Raw genomic sequence first — 12,982 nt, 5'->3', positions numbered from 1 at the left:
GGATGATTTTGCGAAAAAATCAGCGTAAACTAAAACCATACTAAAACAGTCAGGTATTTGTCGTGTCGAATCTAAATATTTCTGAAGCCGCGCAAGCGCATTTTCGCACTCTGCTAGAAAAGCAGCCCGAAGGAACGAACATTCGTGTGTTTGTGGTCAATCCTGGCACGCAAAACGCAGAGTGCGGTGTCTCTTACTGCCCACCAGAAGGTGTGGAGCCTGCGGACACTGAGTTTGAATACAATGGTTTTTCTGCTTTTGTTGATCAAACCAGCCTGCCATTTCTTGAAGATGCAGAAGTGGATTATGTGACTGATAAAATGGGCTCTCAGCTCACCTTGAAAGCACCGAATGCCAAGATGCGCAAAGTTGCGGATGATGCGCCTTTGATTGAGCGTGTGGAGTATGTGATTCAATCACAAATCAACCCACAGCTTGCCGGCCATGGCGGTTTTGTGGGTCTCGTTGAGATCACTGAAGATGGCGTTGCCATTCTGCAATTCGGCGGTGGCTGTAATGGTTGTTCAATGGTTGATGTCACTTTGAAAGAAGGCATCGAAAAAGAGCTATTGAATCAGTTCCCTGAAGAGTTGAGTGGCGTGCGTGATATGACTGAGCATGCGCCTGGTGATCACTCTTACTACTAATTTTCGCCGATTCAACTAGCAAAAAATGCCATAAAAAAACGCCAGCGATTGCTGGCGTTTTGTTGCTTGCAAAGCAGCTTTGCTTGATTGCAAATCAGCCGGTATTACGAAGACCAGTGGCAATCCCAGCGATGGTGACCATCAAGGCGGCCTCATGTTCTTCGCTGTCCACTTCTGCACTGCGGGTACGATAGAGTAGCTCCGCTTGTAGCAAGTTTAGTGGCTCCACATAGGTGTTACGCACGCGAATAGACTCAGCACCCCATGGGTCTTGCTCCATCAAATGGTCATTGTTATCAATGGTTAGTACCGCTTTGATATCCTTGTCCAATTGTTCGCGGAGGCGATCACCCAGCGCCCACAGTGATGGGTCAACTAGCTTTTTATCATAGTGTGCAGACAATGGCTTATTAGCCTTGGTGTACACCATCTCAAGCATGCCTAAGCGCGTGGAGAAGAATGGCCATTCACGGCACATCTCTTCGAGTAGCGCTTGGTGGCCTTTATCGATGGCATATTGCAGCGCTTCACCAGCACCGAGCCATGCTGGCACCAGTAGGCGGTTTTGGCTCCAAGCAAAAATCCATGGAATCGCACGCAAACTTTCTACGCCGCCATTTGGATTACGCTTGGCTGGGCGGGAGCCCAGTGGCAATTTACCCAATTCCATTTCAGGCGTTGTGGAGCGGAAATAAGGCACAAAGTCTGGCTCTTCACGCACCACGCGGCGATATGCTTCACAAGAGATCTCAGATAGCACATCCATCACTTCGCGCCACTCTTGTTTTGGCTCTGGTGGTGGGAGCAAGTTCGCTTCCAAAATCGCACTGGTGTAGAGCGCCAAACTGTTGATTGCCACATCCGGCAAGCCCAGTTTAAAGCGAATCATCTCACCTTGTTCAGTCACACGTAGGCCGCCTTTCAAGCTGCCTGGAGGCTGAGACAGTAGCGCTGCATGGGCGGGTGCACCGCCACGGCCAATGGTGCCGCCACGACCGTGGAATAGTGTCAGCTCAACGCCTGCTTGGTCACAGATTTTGACCAAAGATTCCATGGCATGGTACTGCGCCCAACCCGCTGACATCACGCCAGCATCTTTGGCTGAGTCGGAGTAACCGATCATCACCATTTGGAAGTTTTGGATAAAGCCGCGATACCAATCGATGCTAAATAGCTGTTGGATCACTGCTTCTGCGTTGTTCAAATCTTCAAGGGTTTCAAACAGTGGGCACACATCCATGCGATGGCGGTAGCCACACTCTTTGAGAATCAAATGCACGGCAAGCACGTCTGATGCGGTGCGCGCCATGGAGATGACATAGGCGCCAATGGCTTCACGTGGGTGCAGCGCGATGGTGCGGCAAGTATCGAGCACTTCCTGCACTTCTGCGCTTGGCTGCCAGTCAGCAGGCAGCAGTGGGCGTTTTGACGAAAGCTCTTTGACCAAGAAGGCCACTTTGTCTTGCTCGCTCCAGTGATCGTAATCACCAAGACCCAAGTAGCGGGTAAGCTCAGACAATACATCTGAGTGGCGAGTACTTTCTTGGCGAATATCCAATTTCACCAAGTGCACGCCAAAGCTGCGAATACGACGAAGCACGTCGAGTAGTAGGCCATCGGCGATGATCGCCATGCCACACTCGTGTAGTGATTCATAACAGGTGAGAAGCGGTGTCCAAAGCTGGTCAACATCAGTAATGATGTCTTCAGGCTCAGTTACGCGTTGGCCATTAAGTAGTGCACCTAGGTATTCCAGGGTGTTTTTCAGTTTGGCACGTAGATCTTTGAGTACTGCGCGGTATGGTTCGTGGGCTTCTGGGCCAACTAGTTTGCGCAGGGTGTCATTACACTCAACAACAGACAGCTCACTGACCAATTGTTGAATATCACCTAAGTAAAGGTCTGCCGCTTTCCAGCGAGAAAGCAGCATCACTTCGCGGGTTACCTTATGGGTGACAAATGGGTTACCGTCACGGTCACCACCCATCCAAGATGCAAAGCGCACTGGCGCAGCATCAATGGGTAGGCGTTTACCTAGACGTTTTTGCATCATCACATCAAGTTCGCGCAGGAACTCAGGCACCGCTTGCCAAAGTGAGTTTTCAACCACCGCAAAGCCCCATTTGGCTTCATCGATTGGGGTTGGGCGGTTTTGACGAATCACGTCAGTGTGCCAGCCTTGGGCAATCAACTGCTCAAGACGTGCTTCGGTGCGCTCGTGTTCTTTTTCAGACAGCGAGCCAGAATCAAGTTTGGTCAAACATTTGTTGACCTGAACCAGCTTGTGGATCGTGGTGCGACGGGCAATCTCAGTTGGATGCGCAGTCAGTACCAAGTCGATATCCAATTCAGCAACCGCTTGTTCAAATGCCGCATCATCGATGGCATGTTGCTCAAGCTTATTCATCAAATCGTCAAGTGGATCTGGGCTGCAGCTGGTTTCGTTGCAGTGGCGAGAGATGGTGTGGTATTGCTCAGCAATATTGGTCAGATTGAGGAACTGATTGAAAGCGCGAGCGACTGGGAGTAGTTGATCGTCTGGCAGGTTTTCCAGCTCTTCAATCATTTTGGCGCGATCATCTACATTACCGTCACGAACGGACTTAGAAAGGCGACGAATATCTTCAATCTTGTTGAAGAGAGCCTCTCCATGTGCAGCTTTAATGGTGGAACCCAACAGGCGGCCGAGCATTTTGATATTGCCACGCAGCGCCGCATATTTTTCGTTCATAACATCTCCATCCCGTAAATTAATTACAACCTCGTCACTGAGGCGGAAATACAATGTAGCTAAATTCACGCTAAAAGGTCAATTCCGTTCGCAAAAATGCAGAAAAAAGTGAGCGATATTTGATTTTTATCAGGAATCCTGAATATCAGTGAAAGTAACTTTCACCGTCATTTTGAAGGGGTTAGGGTGATTTTGCCGCCAAAACAAGGTTTGGCGGCGCACATATTTAGCAACAAAAACGCTGAATCAACTGGCTAATAAGATGAATCGTCGGTGCGATATAGCGCTGCTCGATAAACTCATTGGGCTGATGCGCTTGGTCGATGGATCCGGGGCCAAGCACCAAGGTGGGACAACTTTCTTGTAAAAAGGCTGCTTCGGTGCAGTAGTTGACGCTGGTGGGCGTTTGTCCGCTGATTTCTGCGAGTTGTTGAAGATAGCTTGGGTCGCCAGAAAACTCGTAACCCGGAATGGGCTCATGTAGGGCAAAAGCTTCGATACGGCCAGGCCAGCGCGCTTTGACGGGTGCTAAGGCTTGCTCAATGATCTCATCGAGTGCCGCAAGGCTTAACCCTGGTAGTGGACGAATATCATAGTGCAATTCGCAGCAGCCACAGATGCGATTGGAGCTATCGCCGCCGTGAATATGACCGAGGTTCAAGGTCGGTTGTGGAATGGTAAAACCGGGGTGATTAAATTTTTGCTGCAGCGTTTGCTTAGCCGCCAGCAGCACGGTGAGCACTTCATTCATAATCTCCAGCGCATTGACGCCCAAGGCTGGGTTGGAGGAGTGCCCTGATTTACCGGTGATGCGAATGGCGGTGGAGAGGTGTCCCTTGTGGGCAAAAATCGGCACTAAGTCGGTGGGCTCGCCAATCACACAGAAATCAGGTTTGACGGGTTGATGTTCAACAAAGTAACGCGCGCCAGCCATGGAGGTTTCTTCATCGCAGGTGGCCAGTATATAGAGAGGTTTTTGAAATGCTTGGCCTTCAAAGGATTTCAGCGCCTCAACAATAAAGGCAAAAAATCCCTTCATATCGGCGGTACCTAAGCCATAAAAACGCTGATCTTTATCGGTGAGCGTAAAAGGGTCAGTGTCCCAACGGCCAGCATCAAAGGGCACGGTATCTGAGTGGCCAGAAAGCATCAGGCCACCATCGCCTTCGCCACGTTTGGCCAGTAGATTAAATTTACCCGGCGCAACTTCATCAATTTGGCACTGAAAGTTTTGATCGCTGAGCCAACTGGCTAAAAGCGCGATCACTTGCTGATTACTTTGGTCCCAACTGGACTCGGTGGCGCTGATGGATGCGGTGCCAATCAACTGGCTGTAGAGCTGGGTAAATTGCGGTAACTTCATTTTTATACCATCCCTGATTTTTTGTTGTCATTCCTGTTGACAGACGAAGGTGAATAAGTAAACATACAAATGCATTTTTAGTGAATAATAATACACAGACCGCTTTTCAATAAAAGGAAAATTTGAATTGTCTGCGTATTTAGCGGAAAGCTAGCGGAAAAGCGATAGGGACATTCGATGCATCACCAAGCCATCATAACTATTCATTCCCTTCGACGATGCTAATCAGCATTGGCCGATGGCTTGCCCTTGGATTGTTCAGACGCCTGATTAGGCAGCATACCTGACTGAATCCACATTCACACCCCAGCATAACGGAATACGAGAGAAATTCATGGACGGAATCACTTTATCAACTGTGATTATTGGTGCGAGCGGTTACACAGGTGCCGAACTGGCATTAATGGTTAAACGCCACCCACACCTTTCATTAGATGGTTTATATGTGTCTGCGGGCAGTCAAGATGCCGGCAAAGCGATGAGTGCATTGCACGGTACCTTGCTTGGTCAAGTGGATGCGCCGGTATTACCCCTGACAGATCCAGCCGCAGTTGCAGCGGATGCTGATGTGGTATTTTTGGCCACCGTCCATGAAGTAAGCCATGACTTGGCGCCGATTTTCCTTGCTGCCAATTGTGTGGTGTTTGATCTATCAGGTGCTTACCGCGTACAGCGCGGTGGTTTTTACGATGAGTTTTATGGTTTTAAACACCAGCATCAAGACTGGTTGGCACAAGCAGCCTATGGCTTGGCTGAATGGAATAGCGATGCGATCGCCAAAGCGCAGCTGATCGCGGTGCCGGGTTGTTACCCAACGGCCTCGCAATTAGCACTCAAGCCTTTGATTGAAGGTGGCTTACTGGATTTAGCGCAATGGCCTGTGATTAACGCCGTGAGTGGTGTTTCTGGTGCGGGTCGTAAAGCCAGCATGACCAATAGCTTTTGCGAAGTCAGCCTACATCCTTATGGTGTTTTTACCCATCGTCACCAACCAGAGATCGCTGAGCATCTGGTGACCGAAGTGATTTTCACCCCGCATCTGGGCAATTTTAAGCGCGGCATTTTAGCCACCATTACTGCCAAGTTGGCACATAACGTGACCCTTGAGCAAGTGAATGCTGTAATGGCTGATGCTTATCAAATGCAGCCTTTAGTGCGTTTGGTTGAAGGCATGGCCAAGCTACAAAATGTGCAACAAACGCCATTTTGCGATATTGGCTGGCAGGTCAAAGGCCAACATATCATTTTGTCATCAGCCATTGATAACCTGCTCAAAGGTGCCTCAAGCCAAGCGATGCAGTGCTTGAATATTCGTTTTGGCTTTGCCATGACCACCGCCCTTTTGGGTTAATTCAGTTGTAAGTGAGGTGCAAGGATGAGCACTCCTTTAGTGATGAAATTGGGCGGCGCGGTGCTTGCAGATACCGCGTTGCTGAGTCAGTTATTTCAAACCATTGCCAGCTATCGCAGTGAAGGGAATCGCCCTTTAGTGCTCGTGCATGGCGGTGGTTATCTGGTCGATGAGCTGAGCGCTAAGCTTGGCTTTACCACCCAAAAGCGCAACGGTCTGCGCGTCACCCCTTTTGAGCAAGTGCCTTATATGGCGGGCGCCCTAGCGGGTACCGCCAATAAGCTGCTGCAAGGCGAAGCGGTACGTGCGGCGGTTCCTTCCATTGGCATGAGTTTGGCTGATGGTGGCTTGTGTCACATTAGCCAAATGGATCCTGCGCTCGGCGCCGTGGGTGATGCCAAAGCAGGTGATGGCACCTTGCTGCATGCGCTTTTAGCGCAAAACGTATTGCCCATCATCAGTTGTATTGGCCTCGATGACCAAGGTCAGCTGATGAATGTCAATGGTGATCAAGCCGCGGTGGCGGTTGCCGCAGCGATTCAAGCTGATTTGGTGTTTTTATCCGATGTCCCTGGGGTATTGGATGGCCAAGGCGTATTGCAAAGTCACCTGACCGAAGAGAAAGCACAACAGATGATCGATGATGGCGTCATTACTGACGGCATGATCGTCAAGGTGGAAGCGGCATTTGAAGCGGCCAACGCCTTAGGAAAGACCATTGAGATCGCCAGTTGGCGCGATGCTCAAAAACTGAATGCACTGTTTGCAGGTGAGGCCATTGGCACACAATTTTCACCAGCAAAAACACACATGATGGAACAAATTTCAGTATCGGCGACTGCTCAGTAATCAGGCGCCCGCCAAGGAGAAAAAACAATGAGCAAGATTAATAAAGTGGTTCTAGCTTATTCAGGTGGTTTGGATACCTCAGCCATTATTCCATGGTTGAAGGAAAACTATGATTGCGAAGTAATCGCCTTTGTCGCCGATGTCGGCCAAGGTGAAGCTGAGCTGGAAGGCATTGAAGCCAAAGCGATCGCCTCAGGCGCATCTGCTTGCTATATCGAAGATTTGAAAGAAGAGATGGTGGCAGATTACATCTACCCAACGCTCACCACAGGTGCCCTTTATGAAGGCAAATACCTGCTGGGTACTTCAATGGCACGTCCGATTATCGCTAAAGCACAAGCTGAGTTGGCGCTAAAACTTGGCGCTGATGCGCTATGTCACGGCTGTACTGGTAAGGGTAACGACCAAGTGCGCTTTGAAGGTGCTTTTGCTGCCATTGCGCCAAACTTGAAAGTGATTGCGCCATGGCGTGAGTGGAATCTACGTAGCCGTGAAGCGCTACTTGATTATCTGGCTGAGCGTCAGATTCCATGTACTGCGAGCCTAGAGAAAATCTATTCACGTGATGCTAACGCATGGCACATCTCCACTGAAGGTGGCGTGCTTGAAAATACTTGGAACCAACCGAACGAGCTTTGCTGGGTATGGACCACAGATCCAGAGCAAGCGCCGGATCAAAGCGAGTTGGTGACATTGGGCGTTGAAAATGGTCGCGTGATCTCTGTGGATGGCGTTGCCATGAGCCCATACCAAGTGCTGAAAACCTTGAACGACAAAGGTGCCAAACATGGCGTAGGTCGTATCGACATCGTTGAGAACCGTTTGGTGGGCATGAAGTCTCGCGGCTGCTATGAAACCCCAGGGGGCACCATCATCATGGAAGCACTGCGCGCGGTTGAGCAGTTGGTATTGGACAAAGAGTCCTTTATGTTCCGCGAAGAGTTGGGTCTTAAAGCTTCTCACCTTGTTTACGATGGCCGTTGGTTTACACCACTTTGCCAGTCAATTTTGGCCGCAGCAGATTCATTGGCACAGGGCGTGACCGGTGATGTTGTGCTGAAACTTTACAAGGGCCAAGTGACCGCCGTCCAAAAACGCTCAACCAATAGCCTGTACAGCGAAGAGTTCGCTACCTTTGGCGAGGATGAGGTGTACGATCACAGCCACGCGGAAGGCTTCATTCGCCTGTACTCATTGGCAAGTCGTATTCGCGCACTAAACGAAAAAAACAAATAAATAACACCAGCACTGAGCAAGTTGAGTAACAAGGAGAATCACCATGGCGTTATGGGGTGGACGGTTTAGTCAAGCAGCAGATACGCGGTTTAAGCAGTTTAATGATTCGCTTCGGTTTGACTACCGATTGGCCGAGCAAGATATTGTCGGTTCAATTGCATGGTCCAAGGCCCTATGCCAAGTCAATGTGCTAAGTGAGGATGAGCAGCAGCGGCTTGAACTTGCCCTCAATGAAATCAAATTGGCGGTGATGGAGGATCCTGAACAGATTCTCCAATCCGATGCCGAAGATATTCATAGTTGGGTCGAGCAGCAGTTGATCAACCGCGTCGGCGATTTGGGTAAGAAATTACATACCGGTCGCTCGCGTAATGATCAGGTCGCGACGGATCTCAAATTGTGGTGTCGTCAGCAAGGTCAGCAATTGCTGCTGACCTTGGATACGCTGCAATCTCAATTGGTACGTGTGGCTTCAGAACATCAAGCCACGGTTCTTCCGGGTTACACCCACTTGCAACGTGCGCAGCCAGTAACCTTTGCGCACTGGTGTTTAGCTTATGTCGAGATGTTTGAGCGTGATTACTCGCGTTTGCAAGATGCGCTGGAGCGTCTCGATACCTGTCCATTGGGTTCAGGTGCGCTTGCGGGCACCGCTTACCCGATCGACCGCGAAGCCTTGGCGCACAGCCTAGGCTTTGCTCGCGCAACGCGCAACAGCTTGGATTCCGTATCTGATCGCGACCATGTGATGGAGCTGATGTCCGTTGCCTCGCTTTCCATGATTCACCTTTCGCGTCTTGCAGAAGATATGATCTTCTACAACAGCGGTGAGTCGAACTTTATTGAGTTGTCTGACACCGTCACCTCTGGCTCATCCTTGATGCCACAAAAGAAAAACCCAGATGCCTTAGAGCTGATTCGCGGTAAATGTGGCCGAGTCTATGGTTCATTGGCGGGCATGATGATGACGGTGAAAGCTCTGCCATTGGCTTACAACAAAGATATGCAGGAAGACAAAGAGGGTCTATTTGACGCTTTGGATACTTGGCATGATTGTATCGAGATGGCGGCGTTGTGCTTTGATGGCATTCAAATCAACAAAGAGCGCGCCTTAGAAGCGGCGATGCAAGGCTACGCCAATGCCACAGAGCTGGCGGATTACTTGGTTGCCAAGGGTATTCCATTCCGTGAAGCGCACCATATTGTTGGTGTCGCTGTGGTTGGTGCTATTGCCAAAGGTTGCGCTTTGGAAGAGTTATCTCTGGCTGAACTCAAAGCCTTCTCAAGCGTCATTGAGAATGATGTCTATCCAATTTTGACCATTGAGTCTTGCCTGCAAAAACGCTCGGCAAAAGGTGGCGTCGCACCACATCAAGTGGCCTATGCTATCGAGCAAGCGGAGAAACGTTTGGAAGCGCGTTACTCACCTCAGGTGAAAATTCGCGCGGCTCGTCTCACCGACTTGGATGCCATTGAGGGCATGGTTTCTTACTGGGCGAACTTAGGTGAAAACCTACCACGCAACCGCAATGAATTGGTGCGCGATGTGGGCTCATTTGCGGTCACCGAGCAGCATGGTGAAGTGACGGGCTGTGCCTCACTTTATGTCTATGACTCTGGCCTAGCCGAAATTCGCTCTTTGGGTGTGGAAGCCGGCTGGCAAAATCAAGGGCAAGGCGCGGCATTGGTGCAGCATATGCTGCGCAAAGCCAGTCAAATGGCGATTAGCCGAGTGTTTGTGCTGACGCGAGTGCCTGAATTCTTTATGAAGCAGGGATTCTGCGCTACCTCAAAAGCATTGCTGCCAGAAAAAGTGATGAAAGATTGCGATCGCTGCCCACGTCAACATGCTTGTGATGAAGTGGCCTTGGAGATTGTGCTGGATCAGGAGATGCTGATCAGCCGCCATCACGTTGCCTGAGATTGATGGCGTGAGATTGACGATAGCCGAATCATCTCGTGCTCTTTAAGCGGGATTGATAGTCACGCAACTGTCACATGATGAATTGTTCATGACACCGAAGTACCTGTCACTTCGGTGTCATTTTTTTTGGCCAAGCTGAGCGCAATCATAACAAAGGAGTGAGCAATGAAACGCATCGGTTTAGCAACTATGCTGATGACATCCAGTGCGCTGGTCTGTGCAACAGCGGCAACTATGCCAAATAATGCCAATTTATCTCAAGCGGCATTACCGCAGGTCAAAGACAGTTGGTATCAAAGCGGTCAGCAAGCACTTGCTGCGGCCAAAGCAAAACGTCCCATCGATAAACCCGCAAAAAATATCATCCTATTTATCGGTGATGGGATGAGCGTAGGCACCTTAACAGCAGCGCGTATCTATCAAGGTCAGCAGCAGGGCATGACAGGTGAAGAGCACAGCTTGGTGCTGGAAAGCTTACCCCATGTAGCGCTTTCTAAAACCTACAATACCGATATGCAAACCCCGGATTCAGCGGGTACCGCGACGGCCATGGTCGCAGGGGTAAAAACCAAAGCAGGGGTGATTAGCGGTAACGACAAAGTGCAGCGGGGTTTTTGTAATACCCTCAAGGGTAACCAAGTGGAAACTTTGTTTGAAAGTGCCGCCCAGCAAGGACGCGCCATTGGTGTTGTGAGCACCGCGCGCATTACCCACGCAACACCGGCCACGGCCTATGCACATAGCGCTGATCGCGGCTGGGAAAATGATGCTGCAATGACACCAATTGCCAAAAAACAGGGCTGTGTGGATATCGCTCAGCAGCTGGTGGATTTTGATTGGGGCAATGGCCTTGAGGTGGTTTTGGGTGGCGGGCGTCGAGAGTTGATGCTTAATAGTCAAAACGACCCTGAATATGCGGATAAAAAAGGGAAACGCAAAGATGGCCAAGATCTGATTGCCCAGTGGCAGCAGCGTTATCCTCAGGGTGAGTATGTATGGAATAAGGCTGGTTTTGATGCGGTCTCGAAGAATCTACCTGAGCGAGTTCTGGGGTTGTTTGAACCAAGCCATATGCAGTACGAAGCGGATCGCGATTCAAGCAAAGAGCCATCGCTTGCTGAAATGACAAAACTTGCGGTTGAGATGCTTTCACGCGATCAGCAAGGTTATGTGCTGATGGTGGAAGCGGGGCGCATTGACCATGCGCACCATGCCGGCAATGCTGCCCGTGCGTTGCAGGACACCTTGGCTTTTGACGCGGCGATAGCGCAGGCGCTTGCCATGACCAATCCACAAGAAACCCTGATTATCGTCACCGCTGACCATGCGCATACTCTAATCGCCAATGGCTACGCTGATCGCGGTAACCCGATTTTGGGCTTGTCGAAAAAGCAGGGCAAACTGAATTTGGGTGATGACGGCAAACCTTACACCACGCTTGCCTACGGCAATGGCCCAGGCGCGCAAGCGGGTGAACGAAGCAAGCTCAATGAGCAGCAGGTGCAGCAATTGGATTATTTGCAGCAAGCACTGGTCCCACTGGCAGCATCAGAAACGCACTCAGGTGAGGATGTGGCGATTTTAGCCAGTGGCCCTAAAGCTTGGTTGTTCCAAGGCGTGGTGGAACAGCACTATATCTACCATGTGATGCGCGAGGCGCTGGGAATGAATGCCGCGCCATAATTACCCGTAGTGGATAGGGTGATGAACTATTTTTATAAGCCGCGAAAGCGGCTTTTTTGTCGTGGCTAACCATCGGCAATAGCTGTGGTGATTGTAATTTCAAGTTATCACCGATGTGAGGCTTGGCATGGTCCAAAACATCTATTGAATTGCAAACTGCCTCGATGTTGCAGGGATGAGGCAGTGAATTGCCCCGAAGGTGCCTAAATTTACCAACAAGCATCAATAAATAGAGCTTGGAGGTTCAATGAAAACAGGATGGATTGCAGGATTGATTTTGAGCGTGGCGACGGCTTCTTCGGCATTTGCATCACAGGTCACGCAACAAAGTGACAAGATGAAAGAGCTGGCGATTTTGTATAGTGCCCATAGCTTGTGTCAGTCTCTGTATTTGGATATGGGCGATCAACAAAGAGCGCAGGTGATTGGTGATTCATGGGAGCAATTTGCGCCGCATTACGCCGATATTGAGCATTGGCCAGAGCAAGAAAGTAAAGTGTTCGCGATACATATCAATGCGCTAAGTGGACAGTTTTTGGCTGAGAGCAAAGAGAGCCAAAAAACATTCTGTGGTGATTTTTACAAACTTGCAGAAGGTAAGAGTTAAATATTAGGACTTATCTAGCCGTCGATATTAGCAATCATCACTAAACATTTTGTAGCGCACTTCACCACCGGCCGCAGGTGGGTAATAGATTGCGACATAGCACTGATGTTGGGTGCTTGAAGGGCGATCGGTAAAGCCAATCCAAAAATAGGGCGCATCGGGGTTATTGATGTTGCCCTTGCGTATATTTAATCGTGGATCTAAGCCAGCAAGTTCGCGTGCTGGATTCACGTATTTGATCAAACCAAAGTAGCCTGCGACATCTTTGATACCATCATGGTCAAGGTCGATATTCAGGCGAGTGCTGTCGATTTTATCTTGCGATTGAATAATCGCCTTGGCATAGAGCTGTTGATTCGCTGTCGCGATGGCACCTTTTGCCTGATAAAGCACCGCAATACGCGCATCTTTCTGCATGCTCAGAAACTTAGGGATTGCGGTTACACTTAAAATGGCAACCAATAGGATCCCGATCACCAGCTCAATGAGCGTGAACCCTTTACTTTCCATCACCGAACCCTCACAGCTTCCATCATCTGATCCGTTTACAGAGTAAGTGGGATGGCCGATTCTGCGCAATCGGTATGCTTT

General features: G+C 49.8%; 10 protein-coding genes. 7 read left to right on the top strand and 3 right to left on the bottom strand.

What is annotated here, in order from left to right; genetic code table 11:
- Window positions 1-62: 62 nt before the first annotated feature.
- Complete coding sequence (gene nfuA / locus L9P36_RS12780) at window positions 63-647, top strand: Fe-S biogenesis protein NfuA (RefSeq protein WP_237467603.1); 585 nt, start codon at window positions 63-65, stop codon at window positions 645-647.
- A 94-nt stretch (window positions 648-741) separates the two neighbouring features.
- Here the strand turns inward: nfuA and ppc are convergent, their stop codons facing one another.
- Window positions 742-3,378, bottom strand: a complete 2,637-nt coding sequence (gene ppc / locus L9P36_RS12775; RefSeq protein ID WP_237467602.1) for a phosphoenolpyruvate carboxylase — start codon at window positions 3,376-3,378, stop codon at window positions 742-744.
- A 226-nt stretch (window positions 3,379-3,604) separates the two neighbouring features.
- Complete coding sequence (gene argE, locus L9P36_RS12770) at window positions 3,605-4,741, bottom strand: acetylornithine deacetylase (RefSeq protein ID WP_237467592.1); 1,137 nt, start codon at window positions 4,739-4,741, stop codon at window positions 3,605-3,607.
- Window positions 4,742-5,075: 334 nt separating this feature from the next.
- Between argE and argC the strand changes: the two genes are divergently transcribed.
- The 6 genes from argC (at window position 5,076) to L9P36_RS12740 (ending at window position 12,391) form a co-directional block, all read left to right on the top strand.
- Window positions 5,076-6,092 (top strand): N-acetyl-gamma-glutamyl-phosphate reductase, encoded by a 1,017-nt coding sequence (gene argC / locus L9P36_RS12765; protein WP_237467590.1) that lies wholly within the window; start codon window positions 5,076-5,078, stop codon window positions 6,090-6,092.
- Between the two features lie 24 nt (window positions 6,093-6,116).
- On the top strand, window positions 6,117-6,941 hold the full coding sequence (gene argB / locus L9P36_RS12760) for an acetylglutamate kinase (RefSeq protein WP_237467588.1): 825 nt from the start codon (window positions 6,117-6,119) through the stop codon (window positions 6,939-6,941).
- A 27-nt stretch (window positions 6,942-6,968) separates the two neighbouring features.
- Window positions 6,969-8,177: an argininosuccinate synthase gene (locus L9P36_RS12755; protein ID WP_237467586.1), complete on the top strand. Its 1,209-nt coding sequence runs from the start codon at window positions 6,969-6,971 to the stop codon at window positions 8,175-8,177.
- Window positions 8,178-8,220: 43 nt separating this feature from the next.
- The gene (gene argH, locus L9P36_RS12750) at window positions 8,221-10,098 is read left to right on the top strand and encodes an argininosuccinate lyase (RefSeq protein WP_237467577.1); all 1,878 of its coding nucleotides are present in this window, start codon (window positions 8,221-8,223) and stop codon (window positions 10,096-10,098) included.
- A gap of 168 nt (window positions 10,099-10,266) precedes the next feature.
- Window positions 10,267-11,784 (top strand): alkaline phosphatase family protein, encoded by a 1,518-nt coding sequence (locus L9P36_RS12745; RefSeq protein ID WP_237467575.1) that lies wholly within the window; start codon window positions 10,267-10,269, stop codon window positions 11,782-11,784.
- Between the two features lie 247 nt (window positions 11,785-12,031).
- Entirely contained in the window at window positions 12,032-12,391 is a 360-nt protein-coding gene (locus L9P36_RS12740) for a hypothetical protein (RefSeq protein ID WP_237467573.1), read from the top strand.
- 27 nt (window positions 12,392-12,418) lie between these two features.
- On the opposite strand, the gene L9P36_RS12735 is transcribed toward L9P36_RS12740, so the two are convergent.
- A complete protein-coding gene (locus tag L9P36_RS12735; protein ID WP_237467571.1) occupies window positions 12,419-12,904 on the bottom strand; it encodes a type II secretion system protein in 486 nt (161 codons plus the stop codon).
- Window positions 12,905-12,982 lie beyond the last annotated feature (78 nt).

This window comes from Vibrio stylophorae, from assembly GCF_921293875.1.
Taxonomy (GTDB): Bacteria; Pseudomonadota; Gammaproteobacteria; order Enterobacterales; family Vibrionaceae; genus Vibrio_A; species Vibrio_A stylophorae.
The sequence above is the reverse complement of the archived record's forward strand: the minus strand, read 5'-3'. Positions and strand labels throughout refer to the sequence as shown.

Excerpts from the sequence above, each read along its gene's own strand:
- argC (WP_237467590.1), top strand. The coding sequence starts at position 5,076 with ATGGACGGAATCACTTTATCAACTGTGATTATTGGTGCGAGCGGTTAC.
- L9P36_RS12755 (WP_237467586.1), top strand. The coding sequence starts at position 6,969 with ATGAGCAAGATTAATAAAGTGGTTCTAGCTTATTCAGGTGGTTTGGAT.
- L9P36_RS12740 (WP_237467573.1), top strand. The coding sequence starts at position 12,032 with ATGAAAACAGGATGGATTGCAGGATTGATTTTGAGCGTGGCGACGGCT.
- L9P36_RS12745 (WP_237467575.1), top strand. The coding sequence starts at position 10,267 with ATGAAACGCATCGGTTTAGCAACTATGCTGATGACATCCAGTGCGCTG.
- argE (WP_237467592.1), bottom strand. The coding sequence starts at position 4,741 with ATGAAGTTACCGCAATTTACCCAGCTCTACAGCCAGTTGATTGGCACC.
- argB (WP_237467588.1), top strand. The coding sequence starts at position 6,117 with ATGAGCACTCCTTTAGTGATGAAATTGGGCGGCGCGGTGCTTGCAGAT.
- ppc (WP_237467602.1), bottom strand. The coding sequence starts at position 3,378 with ATGAACGAAAAATATGCGGCGCTGCGTGGCAATATCAAAATGCTCGGC.
- argH (WP_237467577.1), top strand. The coding sequence starts at position 8,221 with ATGGCGTTATGGGGTGGACGGTTTAGTCAAGCAGCAGATACGCGGTTT.